Source organism: Saprospiraceae bacterium (assembly GCA_016713025.1).
GTDB lineage: Bacteria > Bacteroidota > Bacteroidia > Chitinophagales > Saprospiraceae > OLB9.
Window position 1 is genome coordinate 2,318,408 of sequence record JADJPZ010000004.1, and the last position, 23,032, is coordinate 2,341,439.

The window sequence follows — 23,032 nt, forward strand, 5'->3', positions numbered from 1 at the left end:
AAAGAATAAAATACTAAATACCAGTCAAAAATTTTGCAACAGAATTTCTTTTATTCACGTTAATAAGTCTTTATAAATCCAAAGGTATGTTTAAATTTATTGTATTGTCAATGATTTGTTTGAACACATTTTCTTTTTTAAATAGCCAAACTATCATTTTTAAGATCAATGATAAGGATGGTTATTCTTTGCCAGGCGCCAATGTGACTTTGAGAAGGGCTGAAGATAGTTTAAAAATAATCGGGTCAGCAGAAATAGACGGCCTAGCTACCATCAAGGTTGAAAAACCCGGAAAATACACTTATGAAGTAAGCTACATAGGTTATGAAACCGTGGCCAATACAGTAGTAGTAAATGAACTCAATCCGCCAATCGAAATCACTATGAAGGAGGCTATTAATTTGCTTAATGAAGTACAGGTAGTCAGCAGGCGTCCCTTGATAAGGCAAGATGGAGAAAGGACTATTGTTGACCCTGAACCTTTATTGGGCTCAGTGACGAATACTTTAGAACTATTGACCTCCACGCCCGGTCTCTTTGTAGATGATCAAGGTGGAATTTTTCTTGGCAACTCCAACCCTGCGACTATTTACATCAATGGTCGTGAGCAAAGACTTAGTTCTTCTGATATTGCCAATATACTTAGAAGTTTACCACCGGACAATATTCAAAGGATAGAGATCATTCGCAATCCTTCTACTAAGTTTGATGCAGCCAGTACAGGTGGAGTAGTAAATGTAGTTCTGAAAAAAGGTGTTAAAATAGGAAGATTTGGAAGTACTAACATTGGTTTTAATCAAGGAAAAGCAGGGAACAGATTCGGAGGTATAAATATTTATGATACAGGATCAAAGAGTGGGTACTATATCAATCTAAGCGCTAACCAGAATGCCGGTCTGGACGATTTGAGTTCTGAAAGACGGTCAAATGCTCCATTTGTTTTGTTGCAAAAAGGCGATACAGAGCGCAAAGAACATAACGGGTTTCTGGGCTTTGGATTCAATCAGGAAGTGAATAGTAAATGGTCATGGACATTGGATTCGAGAATCAATGGCAGTGTATCTAAGTCAAATTCAACCTTTGAAAATAACACCACCACTTTTGAAGGAAAAGACTTGTCAAATATGCAAAATCTTGTGAATAATCGTACACCTTTTATAAGTCATAACAACGATTTGGGTCTCATTTATAAGTTGGATACTACCAATTCAGATGTCAATTTCAAATTGAGCTTCGGCCAATCCTGGAATGACAATACACAGGAGTATCAAAATAACTTCAGATTTCCTCAACTATCTCCTATCCTTGGATCGGGAGAATCGCATAGAAGGCGCACGTTTATTTTAGCTCAGATAGATGTGACTAAAGAGTTCAAAAAAGATTTTAGACTTGAAACAGGTATAAAATCCAATATTCAGAATTTTAAGAGTGATGTTGATTTTCTCATCAATGACGGACAAGGTGGAACAGTTTCAGACAAAGATCGAAATAATGCTTACAAGTTTGATGAGCATCTTTTTGCGGCTTATGGCCAAATATCTAAAAATTTTGCCAACAAAGTATCTCTTACAACAGGTGTCAGGTTAGAGTCCACCGATATGAAAGGTTTTCAGACAATTCCTTCCGATACCAGCTTTAAAGTAATTCGGGCCGACTTTTTCCCATATTTGTTTATAAGTAGAGATATTATGAAAATTGCTACCTATCCGATGAAAGGAACATTGACCTACAGGAGAACTTTAAGCAGACCAAGTTATCAAAATCTTAATCCGGCCATTACCATTCTGGATTTGTACAATTATCGCGCTGGCAATCCTGCCCTGAACCCACAATTTACTGATAATGTTGAATTTAAGATAGGATTTGATGATGTAGAAGTCCTGGCTTTCGGAAAGAATTATACAACGGGTATCATTTCAAACGTATTGTACAATGATCCGAACAATCCCAATCTTACTGTAAATACATTTGATAATATTGGAAAAACAGATGAATCGTATTTTAAATTTACTGGTGCTATACCGCCTGTTTTTAAGTACTTTTTTGTGGTGGGCGGGCAATATAATCATTTGAAATATGAAGGCCTTTATAATGGGTCGCCCATTAGTTTTACAAGAGGAAGCTGGCAGTTGTTTACTTTTCACAGATACAAATTTACGAGTAATACGTCCATTTCAATGCAAGGTTTTATGCTCATCAAAGGTCAGCGTAATCTCTTGGAGTTAGAAAATTTCGGACAATTGAACTTAAGTTTTAATCAGCAGCTTTTGAACAAGAAACTTATGATCTCAATATATGCCAGAGATGTGTTTAGGACTATGGAAAATTCATTCAAACTTCAACAAGGTAACATCCTGTTTCAAGGGCAGCAGTACAATGATAATCAGCGATTTGGAGCTACTGTAAGGTATAATTTCGGGATACCAACCAAGAAGAGAAATGATGATGAAAACACTACAGAGATATGATAATAATTAGCATTGTGACGAATGAGCATTAGCAAATCCGTTCATCAAAACCGTTGTTACATCTGGTTTATTTATGCATTACATCATTTGTACTTCTTCAAACTTTTCAACATTAAACCTAACTTTTGCTTTTAAGGCGTTCAATATTTTAGTCCGAATGTTTTGTAGATGGGAATTTGTTCTGTTATGCATAAAAAAGGTCAAAATCACATTTTTGACTTTGACCTTTTAAAAATGATATTCAATTTTCTACCTCGCAAATGCCGTAGCCCGCTTTTCCCTGATAACGGTGACTTTCACCTGACCCGGATATTGCATCTCATCCTGTATCTTTTGTGAAATGATAAATGCAAGGTCATCAGCATACTGATCTGTTACTTTTTCAGACTCCACTATCACTCTTAGTTCTCTGCCGGCTTGCAAAGCATAGGCTTTCTGAACTCCTTCATAAGCTAATGCAAGTTCTTCAAGTTCGCCTATTCTCTTTAGGTAACTCTCCAGAATTTCTCTTCTTGCTCCAGGTCTGGCACCAGAGATGGCATCACACGCCTGAACTATAGGAGAAATGATGTTGTTCATTTCTATTTCATCGTGGTGCGCACCTACTGCATTCAGTATCACAGGATGTTCTTTGTGTTTTTCACAGATCTCCATACCTAAGAGTGCGTGCGATAATTCTGACTCTTCTTCAGTCACTTTACCTATGTCATGCAGGAGTCCGGCACGTTTTGCCATCTTTATCTGCTTGGGATTGAGACCTAGCTCTGCTGCCATAGTAGCACATAGATTGGCAGTTTCGATAGAGTGTTTGAGCAGGTTTTGTCCATAAGAAGATCTGAATCTCAGGCGACCTACCATTTTGACTAAATAAGGTGCCAGTCCATGAATATCTAGATCAATGATAGTTCTCTCTCCTATCTCCACGATCTGTTCATCCAATTGTTTTTTGACTTTAGCCACGGTCTCTTCAATTTTTGCCGGGTGGATACGTCCATCAGCCACCAATTTTTTGAGTGCCAGACGGCACAGTTCACGTCTGATCGGGTCAAAACTGGAAATCACAATAGCTTCAGGTGTATCATCAACCACAATTTCGGCACCTGTAGCTGCTTCAAGTGCTCTGATGTTCCTGCCTTCTCTACCTATGATCTGACCTTTGATTTCATCAGATTCAAGATTGAACACAGAAACGGAGTTTTCGATTGTGATCTCAGCACACATCCTTTGAATCGTCTGTATAACAATTTTTTTAGCCTCCTTATTTGCATTGGTGTGTGCATTGGCTATCGCTTCTTTTTCTATTATCATTGCGTCATTCTGAGCTTTTGCTCTGACCGCTTCAATCAGTTGATCTTTCGCCTGACTTTCTGTAAGCTTGGAAATCGTTTCAAGTTCTTTGATGAACCTTTCGTTGGCCGAATCAAGTTCTTCTTTCTTTTTAGCAACGATTTTCATCTGCACATCCAGATTTTCTCTGATTGCAAGTATTTCCTGTTCCTTACTTTCAATGGTTTCCATTTCTGTAAGAATGGCATCTTGTTTGATTTTCAACTCTTTCTCCAATGAGATGGCTGTGAGTTCCCTTTCTTTGATTTCTACTTTTTGCTCAGCTTTCCAGGTTTCAAATTCAGATTTCAACTTTGAAAAGTTTTCTCTGGTCTCCTGTATTTTTTTCTGCTTAATAGCATCATTCGTTTGTTCAGCTTTAGAAAGAATTTTTTCAGCACGATTTTCTGCTTCATCAAGTTTTCTTTTGGCTGTCAGTTCCGCTTCTTTGATAGTGATATCTGCCTTATCATTGGCTTCCTTTACCTTATTTTTGTATAAGGTCTGTGAAACCAAATGATATAAACCGCCTCCTCCAATGAATGCTGCGATTGCCAATAATACTGTACTCATATATTCATAAAATTTTAAAAGTGTGAAATAATACTCACAAAACACCATTGTTTTATAACCTTAGCTGTATCATGAGTTGATATAATGAGAGTATGTTTAAAGTGCCTAATTTCTTTGAGGGAAGAGCACATTTAAATTTTTATTGCCTTAAAATCACTCTATTATGAACCTGACTTCAAAATAGTCGTGTAGCTCACCTACCAGCCTAAAAAACGGTTATCAAGCAGGATAATGCGTTGATTATTTTAGTGTCAGAGCCATAATCTCTTGATTTACAAATAATAAAAATTTTAAGCATACTCTAAAATTCCTATCCGAAACAGGAAAATCAGGTAAAGAATGGTGGGTAAGAAGTTAAATATTCTAAATGTTCCAATGTAATTTCTCATGAGCTGAGAAATTAAGAACGCATATCGTTTTTTTTTACTTGCCGTCAACATTTCAGTCAATATCCAATTCAGAAAGTGTCTGAATGATTTTTTCTGTTTTTAAGTCAATTTCTTCCTGACTATTGACGGGAAGTTGTTTTTTTAAATCAAATGTATAGGTCAGCAAAGTCATGATCACACAGTCCAACTTATCCCTGTTAGGGTAAGTTTTTTGAAAATTCATGATTTTAGCATTGATATCCTGCTCAATATCATGAACAAAGTCTTTTTCATCATTATCCAGTTTTACAGGAAAAGTTCTCCCTGCTATTGTGATAATTTTTGATTCCAACTCTTTTTCTTCTGTCATTCCTTTTTTTGCACTATTTGAATACATTGATCTATATCATCGATGAACATATCTAATTGTTTTTTTATCTCAGCATTTTTTATATTTTGTTTTTGCTTCAATATTTGTACTGCATCTTCAGACACATCATCCGTAATCGATAACATTGAATTTTTATCTTCCTTCACACGATTCTCCAACTCTCTTTGTAATAAATTTATTTGATTTTTATATTGATCAGCTTCTACTTTTAGATCGCTGAGTTGAACTTCCAATTCTACATTCTTTTTCCTTAGATCCTGATACTTAGACCTGACTTTACTGCTGATTTCCAGTATTTTATCCAGACTTTGTATCAAATTTTTCTCCAAAGGTAATAATTTTATTTAATATATAACTATTTTCTGATTAATGCTCCGGTTCCATCCTGTAAATGACTGATCAATTTATCCATTATCTGGTCAATTTCTCTGTCCTGCAAAGTCCTTTCCGTGTTTTCAAATATAAATGACACGGCATAGGATTTTTTGTCGGCACCGAGTTGATTATCATTTACATAAACATCAAAAAGCGAAATCTGTTTTAAAAGTTTTTTATCAGTTTTTCTGGCAATGTTTTCAATTTCTGAAAATTTCACTTTTTTATCCAGTATCAATGCAAGATCACGTCTCACGGTAGGGAATCTGCTGATCTCCTTCACCTGTACTTTTTCCTGACCTGCGAGCTTCAGCACGGCATCAAATGACACTTCACCATAATAGACCGGAACCTTAATTCCTAAGCGCAGACACACTGATTTTCTGACTTCACCCAATTGTGCCAATACCAGAGGACCTTTCTTAATCCTAATGCCATATGAAAGTCCCGGATGTGCCTGTAATTCTTCAATTTCAAAACCAGAAACTGAGACCCTATGCAATATAGAATAAATTGTTTTTTTGATATCATAAAATGATTTGTCTGCCTTATTGTCATTGAGCCAGGACTCTTCATTCTTTTTACCGGTGATGAAGATGGAAATGAATTCACTTTCCAGATATCCATCCTGAGACTTCCTGTAAGATTTCCCAAATTCATACATCATCAGGTTGTTCTGCTGTCTGTTGAGATTGTAACTTACAGAGATAAGACCACTGACCAGCATATCAGGCCGCAGGATATTGAGATGTACATTTGATGTATTGTTGATATATACATAATCCGAGGCATCCGCGATACCTAATCCATCATACCACCTAGACTCAATCAGCGACAAGCCCATCATTTCATTATAACCTGTAGAAGCAAGAAAATCGGAGATGAGTTCTTTTGTTTTGTGTTTATCAGGCTTGGATGTGTATGTGATGGTACTTCTGATCTGATCAGACACAGGTACTCTGTTGAGACCATAAATTCGTACAATTTCTTCTATCAGATCCACTTCTCGTGTCACATCAGACTTATTGGTGGGGACTAACACCAGGATACTCTCATCATCAAATGGAGTCACTTCCATGTCCATCGCCTGCAGTATATTATGAATCACCTCTTCATGGATAGGCATTCCTATCAGATTCTGTACATTCTTATAGTATAGTCGCACTTCCACACGGGATATTTCATATGGATAGACGTCTATCATCTTATCACTGATCTCTCCACCTGCCAGTCTCTTGATGAGAGCAGATGCTCTTTTAGCTGCCAAAACTGTCACATTTGGATCAGAGCCTTTCTCATAAATCTTTGCCGCATCGGTTCGGAGATTATGTCTTGTACTTGTCTTTCTTACGGATGATGGACTAAAACAAGCAGATTCAAGAAAGATATTTTTGGTAGATTCAGTCACACCACTACCCAAACCACCATATACACCAGCGATACACAATCCCTGAGAATTTCCATCGCAAATCATCAGATCCATGTTACCCAGTGTGCGCTTTACATTATCAAGGGTTACAAACTCCTGTCCCTCTGGCAAAGTTTTAATGATAACTTTTTTACCTTCAATTTTATCGGCATCAAATGCATGAAGTGGCTGACCCAACTCATTTAACACAAAGTTGGTGATATCGACTATATTGTTGATGGGTTTTACCCCGATGGCGGTAAGAAATTTTTTGAGCCACTCAGGAGATTCTTTTACTTCAACATTGGCAATGGTTATACCAGTGTACCGTAGACATGCATTTTTATCCTCAACTTCTACATCGATATTGTAAGTCACTCGCTCTGTGACAAAATCAGAAATATTAGGTTCGTTGATTTCGTCCGTATATCCTTCATTTACTTTCAGATATGCTAGTAAATCCCTTGCCACTCCCAGTTGTGAAGTTGCATCTGATCTGTTGGGAGTCAAGCCTACTTCAAACACGTAGTCATCCTGAATGTGATAATAGTCAGAAGCAGCGATACCCGGTTGAACATTTGCGGGTAAAACGATAATACCTGAATGATCAGTTCCAAGACCCAATTCATCCTGTGCACAAATCATACCTTGAGATTCGGCACCTCTTATTTTTCCTTTTTTTATGATAAGGGGTTCACCGCTGTCATTGTATAAATGAGTGCCAATAGTGGCCACCATCACTTTTTGTCCGGCGGCAACATTCGGAGCACCACATACGATCTGCAGATGCTCCCCGGTTCCTATGTCTACAGTAGTTAAAGAAAGTCGGTCTGCATCAGGATGTTTTTCACAAGTTATCACTTCTCCGGTCACCACACCTTTCAAACCACCCTTGATGGGCTCAACTTTTTCTATACCTTCAACTTCCAGACCTATCAAAGTGAGCATCTCAGCAATCTTTTCAGGACTGTATGAAATATCAAGATACTTTTTTAGCCAATTCAGCGACAATTTCATGCTTCACAAATTCTTTAATTTAATAATTCTTATTTCCCTATTGTTTGTAGCAGTAAAGATGATCACGCAAAAGTACAAAAACATGTCTGAAAAGACTAATAAAAATGAGATGTTTATGAAAGTCTATTTAAATTTTACTAATCTCCAATTTATTACTTATTTAAAATAAAATACTTATATATTAAATATTTAAAAATTCAATATTTCTTAAAATAGTAATATAATTTCTAATTTTGTGGCTAACAATTTAATAATAGGATGGATTTGAAGAATATAAAAGTGATAGGGCTTGATGCAGATGATACCCTTTGGAGCAACGAGCCATATTTCAGAGAAGGGGAAGAAAAATTTTGTGATCTTATGGAGACATACATGCCCAGACATAGTGCACACAGAGAGCTATTTGCCACGGAAATAGCAAATCTAAGTATCTATGGTTATGGCATAAAAGCTTTTGTGATATCAATGATTGAGACGGCGATAAAAATTGCAGGAAATACGCTGCCTGTAGATGTCATATCAAGAATAGTAGAAATTGGCAGAACGCAACTCAATCAACCGGTCATCCTTTTAGAAGGAGTTGAAGAAGTTTTGCTCGCTCTGAAAGACAAGTTCAGGTTGGTTGTCGTAACCAAGGGAGACCTCTTGGATCAGGAGAGTAAACTTGAAAAATCAGGGCTCGCACCATATTTTCACCATATCGAGATAGTTTCTGAAAAGCGAGTCTCGGACTATCAAAAACTCATAAGGCATCTGGATATCCAACCGGACGAATTTCTGATGATAGGCAATTCGCTCAAATCAGATGTCTTGCCCGTCCTGGAGTTGGGTTGCTTGGGAGTGCATGTGCCATTTCATACTACCTGGGAACATGAAAAAGTAGATGTTATCATCACCAATCCCGGATTCAGGCAGGTGGCACATGTCAACGAAATATTGAAGTGGATTTAGGGTCGCCAACTTTTAGTTAAGGATAAATTACTTGTGATATTCACTAAAATAATGTTTATATTACCAATGAAATTAAAATCTAAAACGATCTAAAACCTACAAAACAGCACTAATTAGAGTATGATTAAAATTTTTCTTAGTTGTAAATCAAGAGATTATGGTTCTGGCAATAAAATAATGAACGCATTTAGTGAACTAAATAAGGCGATTATTTTGAAGTCAGGTTCATAATACGTTGATTTTAAGGCAATAAAAATTCAAACATACTCTTAAGCTACGATCTCTTCCGGCCAGCTGGTAGCAATTTTGATTTTGTCAATATCAGATTGAACAGATAGGTTTATTTTTTTCATTTCAAAATGATAAATGTTAGCTGCAGATCTGAAGGCTTCGTTGGTAAGATGAATTTCATTGTCCCATTGAGCATCTTTTATGAAGAAGGATCTTAAATCAATGTGGTGAAAATGGCTCAACTCATCCGATAAACCCGCCAACATATCGTTAAAAATATCAACCATTTCCTTTATTATTTTTTCATGATCACTTGAAGAAAGAATGGCTTTTTGATGCATACCTGGTAATATCCATGGTCCTGCCCAATTGATCCAAATCTTTTTATATGCTTTCCCATTTGCTTTGGCATACGCATAACCATCCATTAAAATATGTATCTTGCTATCTACTTCCCATATTTTTGTGCAAAATAACTTGATCATACTCCTTACATAACCATTGATGTGGTTTGTAAACTCCTTTTTCCTGAGTAGAGGTAATCCAGATGATTGGTGATTAAGATATTGGATCATGTTTTCACCTACTACATCATTGCCACCTCCTGATAAAAGTACAAATGAAGGTTCATGTTTTTTAATAGCTGCTAGTGTTTTTTCCAGACTTTTTGACTTGTTTTCTTTATTTTCTGTGATGTCAGTGCCATAAACCATATTTTCAAGTATATCTCCATGTTTTGCTAAGTTTTTTATGGCATATCCTTCTATGGCTAGCCAATCGATAATATCTTTTGAAAGCGGATAATCAAACCATGAGTCTCCTTCAGCTACGATTTTGATGTTTCTTGAGGTAGCTGGATTATTGATTAATGTCTCGGTTTGGTGATGAATGAATTCTTTTTGTTCCTTGGTAGTCATTAAAATTGATTATAAAAATTGAATAAAAACTTGTTATAAAGTATCTATAGTGATGATACACTTCCTGTCATAAATGCGTTCAAAGATTCCTTCCTTAAAATTTGGATGTGCGCCGGAAGAAATTGAAATGCCTGCCGGATGGCCTTTCATAAATTTTTTCAAATAACTTTTGATTTCCTTTGCCCTGTTCAAAGATAATTGTGTATTATAAACAGCTTTTCCTCTGATATCAGAATAACCGACTATGTCAACACATTTATCATTGCAATCATTACTTATGTTTTTTAGTAATTCCTGAGCTTCTTTATCGGGTGTGGATCTACCAAAATCAAATAAAAAAGTATGTTTTGTTTTTTTAAATGCCCCATTGACAATTTTGGATTGAATCTCATCAATTGCCATATTTTTTAATGATTTTATTTCTTCTGAATGTAAATACCTGGACATCATGACTTTAGTTGAGTCCGGAGCATATTTAAACCAGTTGTTTTTAGCACGATTTTGGGGTTTACCATTGTGTGATTGCAATCCTTTGCTGAATATTTCTAACATTTCAATATGGTCACCGTTATCATTTAACTTCTGTTTTAGCAAGGTAAGATTGCGTGATGGATTGGAAATGAAGATCGAATTACTAACGGCTGTGAAGGTATTGATCAAATTGTTTTTATAATCTAACTGAAAACTGTCAGTATAGATGCTGCTATTCAATATGGGAATTATCAAAATAGACTTTTTAGGCGCCACTTTATATCTTAATTTGGAAACTATATCATACAAATCCAGTAATGTTTCAAAACCATAGTTGTCATAAACCCCACCATCTATGTAAGCACTATTTGACCCAACGATTGCGCTTGCATTAACGACAGGAAACAACTGACTCAAGAGTATACTTTCTCCTATGGATATAGATTGATTTTCGCCAAGACTATCTAAAATCGAATAAAAGTCATTGTTCGTTTTTTCCTTAAAAGGATATGGAGTGGATAAAGCCTTTAGAGAATAAGTAAAATTGTATGATGCTGGTATAAAAAGTGGAAGATCATTTGTTGTGCTAGCGTTTTCGTCTTGATAGACATCGGACCATGATTGTTCTGCTAGTGTTTTAGCATTATCGGAAATTTTAAACGCTTCTCTGGCAGCTTTTTCTTCCAGATTAGGAAGGAATTTATTACGACCAACCCAATTGAATTTTTTTGTTAATGGAGCAGGTAAGATAGCAATAAGTGGATCCCAGAACAATAATCTGAATAACAACATACTAATATAATCCCTTGTATAGAGTTGATCGGTCGCATCATATGAATGTAAGCTTTGCTGACCCATTTTTTGCCTGTAAGGTAGAATCCGGCTCCATTACTACTTCCGGAAATGGTCGTCATAGCCAAAATATTGTTTTTTGTTATCGAAAGTGTGTCCAGAACAGACATCGCTGAATAAAAAGCACACCCTGCTCTGGAGCCACCACCCTGACCTGAAATAAGGACAATCGGATCATTATTATCACTTCTTTCATTGATCCACTTGGTGATATAATCTTCCATAAACATCTTATTTCTTCCGGTATGATATGTCTGAACTTTATGAATGTCGGGGTTTTTACTGCGAAACACTAATACTAAAAAAATTAAGAAGGGTGTTACTTTGAGCAAATCATAGATACTATCACGTTTGATTGTAATGTTTTTATGATTTTTATCATTAAAATATCCTTTAAGTGTATCATTTATGCTCTTTATAAGTTGGAGTGTAAATCCTGATCCAAATATTACCATGCGCATAAACAATCCAAATATAAGAAGAATGTCCAATGTATTGATGGCCCCCTTCTGAGAAAATAGAAATAGAGAAATCACAAGTCCACCAGCAAGCCCCCAATACCTAATTTTATTATACAGCTCAGGAATCTGTGGAAGGATATAAAATAAACACAATATTCCTGCTACACCGGAAATGGTTCTGAAAGTGTGATTGTTTTGTGCTCTGTAATTGTTATCCAGGAAGTCGCAGTTAAATAAATATAAAAGTAGATTGTAACCCAAAATAAGGGCAACCAGAATCATCATTATGTGCATAAATTTTTCTGTATCAAACTCCTTTTTAAAATCATCGTCAGAAAATAGTCTCAAATTGGAAATTATGGCAATCACCGTTATAATTAATGAACCCCATTTAGACACCGGATCATTCCAGAGCAAAACTAACAACCATGTAAAAAGTGGTAAAACCGAAACCATCATTTGCATAAAGGTCAGGATAGAAGGAATCTCTATTGTATTAGATTTGTTTTTTAGGAGTTTTACTTCGTTAAGAAATATCGATGTCCCAAGCAAGGAATATACAATAATAATAGCTGTCGTTGATGTGGGGTCCGCATATGCAAAATCTCCCATAATGATATGTTTAGCTGGTCCCAGAATAATACATACACCTATTATCACTGCAATAATTAAAAATGATGCTAAAATAGTCGCAAATACCGGTGTCAAACCTGTATCAAATTTTATTTTATCTTTTAAATTACTGAATGATGCTACAATATGATGATTTACAGGAGAAAGAATTTTCGGAAATTTTATGTATTTCATGGTACCTATATTTTGTATTTTCAACTCATGAACACAAAAATAAGTCTATAGAAACGAATTGTCAATATAACTTTTGTTATATTGACTTCAAAACACTAAAAGAGACAAGTTTTATACCAAACAGAAAATTGATTGCGAAAATTTATAATCATAATTATTTAATTTACAATACATTATGATTTAAATTTTTCGCAGAATATTTTCTGTTCACTATAATTATTTGAAAGAATAATCAAGGATTAAAACTATTGTATCATTTTAATACCTTTGCAAAAAGAATAGTGCACCAGATGGCGACCATACAAATACCGAAAGGTTTTCAAGTATTCATTCAGGAATTAAATACCATTTCAACTTCAGAAATCAAAACCGATGACCTTTCGCTCGGTCTTTATGCAACAGATGCATCTTTATACCAATTGCAGCCCCTAGCAGTAGCCATACCATCACATGAAAGTGATCTAATCAAAATCATCCAGATAGCCAATAAATACAATATCCCTGTGATGCCACGTGGTAGTGCCACCAGTCTGGCAGGACAAACCACCAACCAAACACTGATCATAGACTTTACAAAATACTTTGATAAAATACTGGCAATCAACCCTGAAGAACGATATGCTATTGTCCAGCCAGGTGTAGTTCGCGACCAACTCAATGCTGCTCTCAAGAGCCACAACTTACATTATGCCCCGGATCCCGCTACTTCCAGCCGAGCTACTATAGGTGGTATGATAGCCAATAATTCTTCAGGTACAAAAAGTATCAAATATGGCAAAACAATTGACCATGTGTTGGAACTTAAAGTATTGCTGATGGATGGGACTGTACTAGAATTAGGGGAATTATCAGCAGAAGCCTACGAAACCAAATGCCAACAAATAGATCGTGAAGGAGAAATTTATCGCTCATTCCGAAAGATCATTTTTGAACATGCTACAGCTATCGAAGCCGCATATCCTAAAGTGATGCGTCGAGTCAATGGTTATCCACTGGACGAATACATTCACACAGATCGATGGAATATGGCTAAAATATTTGCCGGCTCAGAAGGTAGTCTCGGCATCATCCTTCAAGCCAAAGTCAATCTTGAACCCATTCCAAAATACAAGGCAGCTTTCACCGTCCACTATGATGACAGGATGCGAGCGATAAGAGAAGTCTATCAAATGATTGCCTTTGATCCTGCTGCCATAGAAATGCTTGATTTCATTGTATTTGAACAAAGTGTCAAAAACAATATGACCAAAGGTCTGCACCAAAGATTGATTGTTGGTACTCCGCAAGCTACGCTTTCAGTAGAGTTTTTCTGCTTGTCGCAAGAAGAACTTGATCAAAGAATCACAGAATTCTCAGATTGGCTCAAAGATAATAGTACTGCTTACGCCTACCCTATTCTTCGTACTGCTGCTGAATTGGATGATTCCTGGGCATTGCGCAAAAACGGACTAGGACTCATTATGGGCGACCCATCAGGCAGAAAACCCATTCCCTTTATTGAAGATCAGGCAATTCCCGTTGAAAATCTTGCTGATTACATAGAAGATATTCTGAAGATATGCAAAAAATATGACGTAGAAACCATCCTCTATGCACATGCGAGTGTTGGCGTCCTTCATGTGAGACCTGGACTGGACGTCACTAAACAGGAAGATATTGATCTGATGAAAAAAATATCGGATGATGTCTTCCAATTAGTTAAAAAATATAAAGGAGCCTGGTCCGGCGAACATGGTGACGGGCGTAATCGTGGGCACAGGCTGAGAGATTTTTTTGGAGACGAAGTATATCAATGTCTCAAGGATGTCAAGACTATTTTTGATCCGGAATACCTGCTCAATCCTGGTATCATCATCGACGTACCACCCATGGATCAGCACCTGCGGTATGGTGCCGGCTATAAAGACAAAAAGTACGATTTTGTATATAAATACCGAAAAGATCACTCATTCGAAGCCTTGGTGCACAACTGTTCGGGTGTGGGTGCTTGTCGCAATCACATAGGCGGTACGATGTGTCCAAGCTTCAAAGGAACGGCTGATGAAGATGCTTCTACCCGTGGCAGAGCAAATGCATTGAGATTAGCGATATCGGGACAGCTGGGTTTTGAAGGACTCACAGACCCGAAAGTATTGGAGACGCTTGATCTATGTCTATCCTGCAAAGCCTGCAAATCTGAGTGCCCATCTAATGTCGATCTGGCCAAACTCAAAAGTGAAGTACTTCAGAAAAAATATGATGAAGGTAAGATCACTTTTCGTGAAAAAGCCATCAGCTCCAATGTCAATATGGTGCCCATAATGGCTGGATGGAAAGCACCTTTTGTTAATTTTGTACAAGGAACTGCCATCTTCAAATATGCCGCTGAAAAAATACTCAAAGTAGATCGTCGCAGGACATTACCATCATATGCCAATGAATCTTTGGAGACATGGTATAAAAACAATTATAAATCTAATGGAAGCAAAAATAAAGTAGCGCTCTTTGCCGATACTTATATCAACTATCACGAACCGCAAGTAGGAAAAGCTGCTATCAAACTGCTCACTGATTGTGGATATGAAGTGTTGCTAGCATCTGTCGGATGCTGTCAGCGTCCGAGGATATCTAATGGTTTTCTAAAAGAAGCAAAATCAGATGGAACCCAAGTAGCCGAAAAACTTTTGCCATATATCAATCAAGGTATGAAGGTAGTCGTCTGCGAGCCGTCGTGTACCTCTGCGCTTACAGATGATCTTCCTGATCTGATAGAGGATATTGCACTCTCAGATGCGCTCAAAACTCATGTAATGACCATCGACGTTTTCTTATCTGATGCCTTATCTTCTGGTCAACTCAAAGGTAAATTTGTAGCCAAGTCCCAAGATATCCTGCTTCATGGGCATTGTCATCAGAAAGCATCTTTCGGCACGAGTGGCATGAAATCCATATATAAGTCATCCAGCACTAATTGTCACGAACCTGATAGTGGTTGCTGTGGCATGGCCGGCTCCTTCGGTTACGAATCAGAACATTACTATGTGTCCAAAAAAATCTCAGAGCTCGTATTAGTTCCAGCAATCAACAAGACAGACAAAAACACCCTAGTGGTAGCCAATGGCTTCTCATGTCGTCACCAAATCCATGATTTTGCAGGGAGGAAAGCGGTGCATTGGGTGGAGAGTGTGGAGTATGTTCACACCTTATAGGTTTGAGAAACCTATAAGGTGTGGTAAAGGGAATTTATTAAATATTCTTTTATTATACTTGTACTTATCTATGCATTTGTACGAGATTAGTACAAGTATAAATATTTATATCTGTACTAATCGTGTTAAATATACCACATAAGTACATGTATAAATAATTATATTTGTATTTATGTGGTAATTTTTGTGAGATAAATACAAATATAGGTGTATTCTCGAGATACAAACGAATGTCTATATTTTTATGATTTGCTATAGTCTCCAAAGTCCAAAACTTAAAAAAATAGCATTTCCTTTGAACTTTTGAAACCAAACAATTGTTTACGTATAAAATAAATAATGTTTACGTATAAAACACATGAAATGGATGCTAAACTTACCCTTTCTCTAAATAATGATGTCATCACTAAGGCAAAACTCTTTGCTAAAAAAAACAATATGAGTTTGTCTCGCCTTACAGAGTTTCTTTATAGTAGACTATCAGACAAGTCTTACCCAAATCTGGAAGCCTTACCCATCTCTGACTGGGTCATGATGGCCGCAGAAGGGCAAGCCGAGTACAAAACAAAACCAAAGTCTTCCAAAAAACTTCGCAGTGAGTATTTTGACTCAAAAAAGTCTAAGTAATCCAAACCAATGAAGCGAGTATTTATTGACGCCAATGTATTGGTAGCTGTGATGAATAAGGAATATCCATTATTTTCAGATGCAGCAAGGGTCTTAAGTTTGGCAGATAGACATGATTATGATTTATTTACTTCACCCTTTTGTCTGGCTATTGGTTTCTATTTTGAAGAAAAAAAAAGTGGCACTTCACTTGCAAAAAAGAAACTCAAATTGCTGATGGAACATATCAAAGTGACCACAGTTGATGATAAAATAGTTGGGCAGGCTCTTAATAATACTTCTATTCATGATATAGAAGATGGTATGCAGTATTATTCAGCTTTGGCTTCAGGTTGTACATATATAGTAACGGAAGATAAAGATGATTATTATTTTTCTGAAGTCCCTGTACATGATTGCAAAGAATTTTTATTGAGTCATTATATTTTAGGAAAAAACTAAACATTAACATCATATATTTGTAATGTTTCAGAATTTTTCTAATGTCCAAAATCAATTTTATGAACAAAGATAATAGCCGATTATACATCATATTCAATATACTTGGTGTGGTGCTGGCCATAACTTTCAATTTTCTTGCCGTTAGCCTCCCGATCAATAACAAAACAACCGGCGAACTGTCTGATGCCTTTCCCAATTATTTTGTGCCGGCTGGATTTACTTTCAGTATTTGGGGTATTATCTATGTGCTGATGATAGGCTTTGCACTGTTTCAACTGTGGAAATTTCAAAAAAAATCAGCCGAAACTACTGAAATCGTCAATGCTATAAGTCATTGGTTTTTTGCTAGTTGTGTTGCCAATGCAACATGGATCATTTTCTGGCACTACGAAAAAGTCGCTCTGTCATTGGCTACAATGTTTTTCCTTTTGTACAGCCTGATTCGCCTCTATCAGGCAGTAAGTAGCTTCAGACCAATGAACTTTAGTAATGCTGTGGGAATCCATCTTTTTATCAGTGTTTATCTGGGATGGATCAGTGTGGCAACTATTGCTAATGTGACCACGATGATCATCTCTACAGGATGGCAGTCAAATGCTTCTGTTCAGGGTACATGGACGATTGTGATGATAATCATTGCAGCCATACTTGGAATTATCATGATTTTCAGGAAGCAGGATATTCCATATGCTTTGGTCATTGTTTGGGCGTTATGGGGAATTTACTCCAAGAGAATATCCTTTCCGGAAGATGTTGTCTCCTTGCAGGTAGCCACCGTGGCAAAATACAGTATGGTGATGCTATCGATTTATGCCATTTTAAATCTGGTAGGCAGGAGAAGTTATTTTTTTGAGCATAAATAAAATTATGGCAAATCAAACCATTTTCAACTGTCTTTTATAGTTGAAATGTTTCCAAGCTGTATCAATATAAAATAGAGTCAAAATCATGAATAAAACGAACCACATCCATGGTAAAATGCCTTTCGTAATTTCCGACCCGATGAACATATAAAACATAAAAACCGACATCCACGGATTTAGTCCAGAAATAAAAAGAAATCGATAAACACTATGATAACGGCTAAACAACAGTTTAAACCATGTAATGAATGCTAAAATAACTATAAAAATATTTGAAATAACTATGATGTCAAATATTTGTGAAGTACTTAAAATGTTATTCTCTTCAATAAAATACATTATCGTACAAATAAGCAATGATACTAAAATTGTCTTGATGTATAAACTTTTCAAAATCTGGACTGACTTCAGAAGAACGACTCTGGGTCTAACCCAAATATAACCGATCCAATTAGATGTTTCTTTCCGCATCATTGGATTCCACCTTTGTTTTACAATTACAAATGCCCCATCAAATGAAAGACCTTTATGCATATGGTGTTCTATCTGAGAGCAAATATGATCAGTGATTTCATCCGCAATGTCAATGTAATCAATACCTGCATGATGGATATAGGATTTTACCTGATTTACCTGAATTTCGTTGAGTGTCATGATATTACTATAGATGGTTTTAATGAATTAAAGATATCCTGAATGTTTTTAATAAAAGACTTTAACTCTTCAAGTTTGTTTTGTCTTTCGCCAATACCTTTTTGAGTAAGTTTGTAGTATTTCCTCACGCGTGTACCTATGTACTCCAATTCAGCTTCCAATAAACCATCATCTTCCATCTTGTGCAGGGCCGGATAAAGCGCACCTTCTGATATTTTCATCTCACCTGAAGTAAGTTCCTTGACTTTTTGGGCTATTTCATAACCGTACATCCGATTTTCAGTACTCAATAGATGCAGAATGATCGTATTAAGGCTACCTTTATAATAAGCTGATGAATTCATAATGAGTATTTATGTATATCCAGGACAAATATACATAAATTATTTAGGTATACTATTTTTTCAATAATATTTTATAAATAATTACACCAACTCCAACGCCTGTCCAATATCCCAAATCAGGTCATTATGATTTTCTACACCTACAGAAAGCCTTATCAGTTTATCAGTGATTCCTATTTCTTTCCTGTGAGGCTCTGCAATCCCGGCATGCGTCATAGATGCAGGATGTTCTGCAAGGCTTTCTGTACTTCCGAGTGAAACAGCGAGTTGGATGAGCTTCAGATTGTTCAGAAACAGAAAAGCTTCCTTTTCACCGCCTTTGATATCAAAGGACAGCATGGCCCCTGAGGATTTATACTGCTTTTTATAGACTTCATAATTGGGTGATTGTTCGTGGATCAGTCCAAGGTAATACACTTTTTCCACCTTAGGATGAGATGCCAGAAATTGAGCTACTTTTTTGGCGTTTTTAACCTGCTTTTGCATCCTTACCTTGAGTGTTTCAAGACTGCGCATCAGCAACCAACCGGTGTTGGGACTGGCCATATTACCCAGGAATGTGCGTAGAGTCTTTACCCGCTTTATGATTTCTGCATTGCCAAGTACCGCGCCGGCGATGACGTCACTATGTCCGCCAATATACTTTGTTGCGGAATACATCACTATATCCGCTCCATGTTTTAAGGGATGTTGCCAGAGTGGTCCCATGTAAGTATTGTCTACAGCGACAAGGATATTTTGATCAGTTGTAGAGTGTACTTTGGCAAGCTGTACCAGCATTTCAATATCCACTATGCTATTGGTAGGATTTGCAGGTGTTTCGGTATAAATCATGGCCAGTTTATCAGCCTTACATGTTGAAGCCAATAATTTGCTGATATCATCTGCATTCATATCAGGTCGGAAACCTATGGCATCAATACCGATTTTCGGTAAAAAAGTATTGATAAAATGATCAGTACCACCATATACCGGCATACTATACAATAAAAGGTCACCTGGCTTTAAAAATTCGAGAAGGACTGTCGTGATGGCGGACATTCCGCTTTCAAATACAGCGCATGCTTCTGCGCCGTCCCAGAGACATAACCTGTTTTCAAGGATCTCGAGATCAGGGTTGTTGAGCCTGGAGTAGATAAGCCCGGGTTTTTCATGCTCATCGGGTTCGCGCAGTCCGTAAGCCAGCTCAAAAAAAGCCTTGCCTTCTTCCGCATTTCTGAATACAAATGTCGATGTTTGAAAAATGGGACACTTTATTGCTCCTTCGGACCATTCAGGTTTATAGCCATAAGACATCATAAGTGATTCAGGGCTAAACTGATGATTATTTACCTCTTTCATAATAGATGATTATTTTCTACTACAAAGATATGGCAATAATCAATTTGTCTGTCGATTTAAATATAATAAGATTATTTTTCTAAATTTCCTATCTATATTGGATTATTGTATTAATTTTGTTTGCCAAAATATGTAAAACCGGATATTTTTTCTTTATGACAGACACGTATGATATCGCTATACTCAGAGAGGTGCAGCAAAATGCCAAAATCACAGTAAAAGAATTGAGTGAAAAAGTCAATCTGAGTCCTACGCCCGTATTCGAAAGACTAAAAAAACTTGAAAAAGAAGGGTATATTTCTGGCTATCATGCCAGGTTAAATCCGAAAATGCTGAATTTAAACCTGACAGTGATGTGTTATGTATCCCTGCGATACCACCAAAAGGAAATGATTGAAATTTTTATTCGCGAGATCGTCCGCTTTTCGGAAGTCAGAGAATGTTTTCACATCGCCGGAATGTATGATTTCCTGCTACGAGTGATGGTGCCGGACATGGAAGTTTATCAGCATTTTGTCACCCACAAACTGGCATCCCTTGAAAATATCGGCAATGTCCAGAGTGCCTTTGTGATGTCTGAAATAAAATCTGAAGTAGGTATTCAAATCTGAACTTCAGATATTAGTTTTTTAAGAAAGATGGCAATAGCTCCATAAACTCGGTTCCAACATAATTACGCTTTATATACCATATTTTGAAGGCTGTATATGGGGATTCTACGGATAATGTATCTTTGATATCCAATAGGATTCTTTCTTTTTTTGTGCTAGAATGACTTCCAAAATCATATTCATGTAACAAATCCAATAAGTGTTTCATTTCAATTATAACTTCATCGGTCAGTGCTTTTGCATCAAATGCCAAGGATTCACTTTGGTAATTGAAAATATTGTCAAGTAAGAAAACAGTATCCAAAATACTTTGACTTGGCTCATCGATAGCTGGTGTGATGATGACTTTTTCTCTTGGCTTGCCTTCGCAGTAAAAATTGATTACGTCTGAAATAATAGTGGAAAAATCTGTACAATCCAATATATCTAAGGTAGGTTTCTTCTTATCTGACACATTATTTTTGACAGAATTACAATGATCACAAGCTAAAAAAAGATTTTCCCAAACAAACTGTAGTTCCACTCCACCATTATTTGTTGGTATAAAATGCTCAATTTGTGATGTATCTGGCGCATTTCTCTCGCACAGATAGCATTTATTGGCTTGCATATTTATCAAAGCTTCTTTTACTCCAACAAAAGATTGCTTAGCAAGAGAAGGCTGTGCAGGCATAGTTCTTTCTATATTGATCATACCAACATTGGTTTGATTTTTTCTCTATGTCGGATATCCATGTCTTTGATCCAATAACTAACTTCAATATCCGGTACTTCTAAAAATTTTTTGCGCATTTCGAGAATTTCAATTTTATTCTGACCATTCACACGCTGTAATAATGCTTCATACTTATCCATATCTTGTTTCATCAAGTCGCCAAACTTGTCCATATCATAAAATGTCTCCAATATGCTTTCTGATGAATAATTTGAAAAATCTTCATACCGCTTCTTTGTTTCCAAATCAAAGATCACAGCATTTTTGAGCGACTGTAAAATAAAAGGTGAATGAGTGGTCACGATAAACTGAACATTGGGAAAAAATGCTGTCAAAAAAGGCAATATCTTTTTTTGAAGTGATATATGCAAATGAGCTTCCACTTCATCAATTAAAGCAATACCTTCTTTGGTATAATCAAAACTTCCGCCATCATTTTGCATCTGTTGCATCATATCAAAAAGGATGAACAAAATAGAACTATATCCACTTGATAATGTATTAAAGTCAAATTCTTCCCGATGATCCGAAGTAAGATAAAAATTTAATTTGTCTTCTGTTCTTTTGCTAATCAACTTTAGGCTTTCATCTTCAAACAGAAATCGTAGGGAAGATTCTAATTTATCAAACCATTCTGAAATTAATTTGACTTCATTTTTGTTTTCTTTTTCAAAGGATAAAAAGGCTTGCTCTGTCCTTTTCTTTGCAAGAAATTTTTCAAAATCTTCGACTTTACTTGTTATTTTGTCTTTTACACCAGCAGATTTTTCCACTTTTAAGCTTCTTATTGCTGGAAAATTCCATTTTATTGTTTCATTAAATTTTTTTTGAAATAGCTGTTCTTCAGTATTGTATTTTAAAATAATTAATTCACTAAATAATCCAATATTAAAATTAGGTCCCATTAAGCGAGTATTCGTAAATAAAGAACCAATTGAGTTTAAAACCGATGTCTTCCCACTCCCATTTTTACCCGTAAGTATTAGATGCTTTCTGTCAGTGTCAGAAATATTTATTTTAAGATCCTTAAGATGTCGAATCTTTTTAATAGTGACATTTGTTACAAAAAGTGATTCCATGATACAAAAATAGTTATTTATATCATATTCAATACCATCTACACGATGATAAATATTTAGTTTCTACATATAAACCAATTATCAATGGCTCACTAAGCATTTTCAATCAGTGTCTGCAATTGGGTAAGTGACTGCATGCCGGATTGTCGCCATATGATTTCACCTTTTTTATAAAGGACAAAAGTGGGTACACCCTGGATTTTGGCTTACTAAGCATTTTCAATCAGGGATTGCAACTGTGTCAAGGACTGCATACCGGATTGACGCCATATGATTTCACCTTTTTTATAAAGGACAAAAGTGGGTACACCCTGGATTTTCATTTTTTCAGCGATTCCCGGATTTTTGTCCACGTCGATTTTGATAATCTTACCTTTTTCTCCGATATTGAGAGCCAATTGTTCGAGAATTGGAGCCATAGCTTTGCATGGTCCGCACCACGATGCTGTAAAATCCACTAAGGTTGGTGTATCACTATTGATAATTTCTGAATACTTCATTGTTTTTGATTAATTTAGCTTAATGAAAACAAAGGTATTGGTTTATAAGTTTC

The 23,032-nt window shown here is 36.2% G+C and carries 20 protein-coding genes; 7 read left to right on the top strand and 13 right to left on the bottom strand.

Going from position 1 to position 23,032, the window contains the following annotated elements; all coding sequences use genetic code 11:
* The first annotated feature begins 86 nt into the window (after positions 1-86).
* Positions 87-2,468: a TonB-dependent receptor gene (locus IPK35_16105; GenBank protein MBK8054738.1), complete on the top strand. Its 2,382-nt coding sequence runs from the start codon at positions 87-89 to the stop codon at positions 2,466-2,468.
* A 249-nt stretch (positions 2,469-2,717) separates the two neighbouring features.
* Here IPK35_16105 and rny read toward each other — a convergent pair whose 3' ends face one another.
* From rny to IPK35_16125, 4 genes are all read right to left on the bottom strand, one after another.
* Positions 2,718-4,367 carry a ribonuclease Y gene (gene rny, locus IPK35_16110; GenBank protein MBK8054739.1) on the bottom strand — a complete coding sequence of 550 codons (1,650 nt, stop codon included), beginning with the start codon at positions 4,365-4,367 and terminating at the stop codon, positions 2,718-2,720.
* A gap of 441 nt (positions 4,368-4,808) precedes the next feature.
* Positions 4,809-5,105 (bottom strand): cell division protein ZapA, encoded by a 297-nt coding sequence (locus IPK35_16115; GenBank protein ID MBK8054740.1) that lies wholly within the window; start codon positions 5,103-5,105, stop codon positions 4,809-4,811.
* Positions 5,102-5,455 carry a hypothetical protein gene (locus IPK35_16120; GenBank protein ID MBK8054741.1) on the bottom strand — a complete coding sequence of 118 codons (354 nt, stop codon included), beginning with the start codon at positions 5,453-5,455 and terminating at the stop codon, positions 5,102-5,104. Before IPK35_16120 ends, IPK35_16115 begins: the two co-directional genes overlap by 4 nt.
* 26 nt (positions 5,456-5,481) lie before the next feature.
* Positions 5,482-7,926, bottom strand: coding sequence for a phenylalanine--tRNA ligase subunit beta (locus tag IPK35_16125; protein ID MBK8054742.1), 2,445 nt, complete (start codon positions 7,924-7,926; stop codon positions 5,482-5,484).
* 258 nt (positions 7,927-8,184) lie between these two features.
* Between IPK35_16125 and IPK35_16130 the strand changes: the two genes are divergently transcribed.
* A complete protein-coding gene (locus tag IPK35_16130) occupies positions 8,185-8,877 on the top strand; it encodes an HAD family hydrolase (protein MBK8054743.1) in 693 nt (230 codons plus the stop codon).
* A 269-nt stretch (positions 8,878-9,146) separates the two neighbouring features.
* Here the strand turns inward: IPK35_16130 and IPK35_16135 are convergent, their stop codons facing one another.
* The 3 genes from IPK35_16135 to IPK35_16145 are packed head-to-tail and all read right to left on the bottom strand — an operon-like array spanning position 9,147 to position 12,616.
* The gene (locus tag IPK35_16135; protein ID MBK8054744.1) at positions 9,147-10,025 is read right to left on the bottom strand and encodes a hypothetical protein; all 879 of its coding nucleotides are present in this window, start codon (positions 10,023-10,025) and stop codon (positions 9,147-9,149) included.
* 33 nt (positions 10,026-10,058) lie between these two features.
* Positions 10,059-11,288 (bottom strand): OmpA family protein, encoded by a 1,230-nt coding sequence (locus tag IPK35_16140; protein MBK8054745.1) that lies wholly within the window; start codon positions 11,286-11,288, stop codon positions 10,059-10,061.
* A complete protein-coding gene (locus IPK35_16145; protein MBK8054746.1) occupies positions 11,228-12,616 on the bottom strand; it encodes a hypothetical protein in 1,389 nt (462 codons plus the stop codon). Before IPK35_16145 ends, IPK35_16140 begins: the two co-directional genes overlap by 61 nt.
* 290 nt (positions 12,617-12,906) lie before the next feature.
* Between IPK35_16145 and IPK35_16150 the strand changes: the two genes are divergently transcribed.
* The 4 genes from IPK35_16150 (at position 12,907) to IPK35_16165 (ending at position 17,735) form a co-directional block, all read left to right on the top strand.
* Positions 12,907-15,804: an FAD-binding protein gene (locus IPK35_16150; protein MBK8054747.1), complete on the top strand. Its 2,898-nt coding sequence runs from the start codon at positions 12,907-12,909 to the stop codon at positions 15,802-15,804.
* 363 nt (positions 15,805-16,167) lie between these two features.
* On the top strand, positions 16,168-16,431 hold the full coding sequence (locus tag IPK35_16155) for a hypothetical protein (GenBank protein MBK8054748.1): 264 nt from the start codon (positions 16,168-16,170) through the stop codon (positions 16,429-16,431).
* A gap of 9 nt (positions 16,432-16,440) precedes the next feature.
* On the top strand, positions 16,441-16,872 hold the full coding sequence (locus IPK35_16160) for a PIN domain-containing protein (GenBank protein ID MBK8054749.1): 432 nt from the start codon (positions 16,441-16,443) through the stop codon (positions 16,870-16,872).
* Between the two features lie 59 nt (positions 16,873-16,931).
* Positions 16,932-17,735: a tryptophan-rich sensory protein gene (locus IPK35_16165; GenBank protein ID MBK8054750.1), complete on the top strand. Its 804-nt coding sequence runs from the start codon at positions 16,932-16,934 to the stop codon at positions 17,733-17,735.
* Positions 17,736-17,747: 12 nt separating this feature from the next.
* On the opposite strand, the gene IPK35_16170 is transcribed toward IPK35_16165, so the two are convergent.
* The 3 genes from IPK35_16170 to IPK35_16180 form a co-directional block, all read right to left on the bottom strand.
* Positions 17,748-18,389, bottom strand: a complete 642-nt coding sequence (locus tag IPK35_16170; protein ID MBK8054751.1) for a hypothetical protein — start codon at positions 18,387-18,389, stop codon at positions 17,748-17,750.
* Complete coding sequence (locus IPK35_16175) at positions 18,386-18,733, bottom strand: PadR family transcriptional regulator (GenBank protein MBK8054752.1); 348 nt, start codon at positions 18,731-18,733, stop codon at positions 18,386-18,388. The genes IPK35_16170 and IPK35_16175 overlap by 4 nt, the downstream gene beginning before the upstream one ends.
* Positions 18,734-18,814: 81 nt before the next feature.
* Complete coding sequence (locus IPK35_16180) at positions 18,815-20,074, bottom strand: cystathionine gamma-synthase family protein (protein MBK8054753.1); 1,260 nt, start codon at positions 20,072-20,074, stop codon at positions 18,815-18,817.
* Between the two features lie 155 nt (positions 20,075-20,229).
* Here IPK35_16180 and IPK35_16185 point away from each other — a divergent pair, with 155 nt between their 5' ends.
* Complete coding sequence (locus IPK35_16185) at positions 20,230-20,685, top strand: Lrp/AsnC family transcriptional regulator (GenBank protein ID MBK8054754.1); 456 nt, start codon at positions 20,230-20,232, stop codon at positions 20,683-20,685.
* A 10-nt stretch (positions 20,686-20,695) separates the two neighbouring features.
* On the opposite strand, the gene IPK35_16190 is transcribed toward IPK35_16185, so the two are convergent.
* The 3 genes from IPK35_16190 to IPK35_16200 form a co-directional block, all read right to left on the bottom strand.
* The gene (locus tag IPK35_16190) at positions 20,696-21,379 is read right to left on the bottom strand and encodes an HNH endonuclease (protein MBK8054755.1); all 684 of its coding nucleotides are present in this window, start codon (positions 21,377-21,379) and stop codon (positions 20,696-20,698) included.
* On the bottom strand, positions 21,376-22,479 hold the full coding sequence (locus tag IPK35_16195) for an AAA family ATPase (protein MBK8054756.1): 1,104 nt from the start codon (positions 22,477-22,479) through the stop codon (positions 21,376-21,378). The genes IPK35_16190 and IPK35_16195 overlap by 4 nt, the downstream gene beginning before the upstream one ends.
* 209 nt (positions 22,480-22,688) lie before the next feature.
* Positions 22,689-22,979, bottom strand: coding sequence for a thioredoxin family protein (locus IPK35_16200; protein ID MBK8054757.1), 291 nt, complete (start codon positions 22,977-22,979; stop codon positions 22,689-22,691).
* Positions 22,980-23,032 lie beyond the last annotated feature (53 nt).